This window comes from Caballeronia sp. M23-90 (genome assembly GCF_053574605.1).
Genome location: NZ_JBSIPA010000923.1, coordinates 1 through 835, shown reverse-complemented (window position 1 = coordinate 835; position 835 = coordinate 1). Strand labels below are relative to the sequence as shown.

Below are 835 nucleotides of genomic sequence, written 5' to 3'. Positions count from 1 at the left end.
TAGCGTTATCGCGATCGGCGCCGTTTGGGAAAGCGTGCCGATCACGATAACGCTTGCCAGCAGCTTGAGCTCCGGCACTCGCCGGTCCACCCGAGCCAGATGCACGGCGACCAGGACCAGCGTGACGGCAACGCCGATCCACGGAACATCGTGCGCTGCGCTCAGCACGCAGGCAAACCACCCGAATTGCCCGACGATGAAATAGATCGTCGGTGCCCAACGCTCAAAAGCTGACCTCCGGGCGGGACCGTCTGGAATGTTGCTGGATGCGTCGGGCATGCGGCTCGCGGTTATCTGATTGGCGTAACGACGTGGGGCGATGCTACCGCATTGGCGTTTTAAAGCGGGGCCGATGATCCATCCGACCAATCAGCCTCCCGGAATAGCGTTTGCTGCCGTAACATTCCTGAAATCAAGCGGCCGGATAATCGTCATTGTGCAGGATTGCGTCCTGATTCCAGCGATGCCCAGCAATACCAGAACGCCGCCAACATGCCAAATCAACGGAGCTACTCATGAATTCGCAGGAAAAACAGCGCCGCTTCGAAGAAGACCTGATCGACAGCTACGACGAAGAACTGGAGATGGAAGTCGACGACCGGATTCTCGACGGCGAAGGTGCGTTTTCCGCCGAAGCGCGCGAGCAGCGCAAGGTTTATTTCCGCGAGCTGTTCCGGCTGCAAGGCGAACTCGTAAAGTTGCAGGACTGGGTGGTTGCGAGCGGACATCGTCTGGTGGTGATCTTCGAAGGCCGCGACGCCGCCGGCAAGGGCGGTGCGATCAAGCGCATTACGCAGCGGCTCAACCCCCGCGTGTGCCGCTGCGTAATGCGCTA

At 59.8% G+C, this 835-nt stretch carries 1 protein-coding gene and 1 pseudogene; one reads left to right on the top strand and one right to left on the bottom strand.

Annotated elements, in window-relative coordinates; all coding sequences use genetic code 11:
• Positions 1-369, bottom strand: a 369-nt coding sequence (locus ACRXB1_RS37025) for a DUF2878 family protein (RefSeq protein ID WP_449494903.1), incomplete at its 3' end; no start/stop codon positions are given.
• A 146-nt stretch (positions 370-515) separates the two neighbouring features.
• On the opposite strand from ACRXB1_RS37025, the pseudogene ACRXB1_RS37020 reads away from it, so the two are divergent.
• A pseudogene (locus tag ACRXB1_RS37020) lies at positions 516-835 on the top strand (polyphosphate kinase 2); the annotation flags it as partial.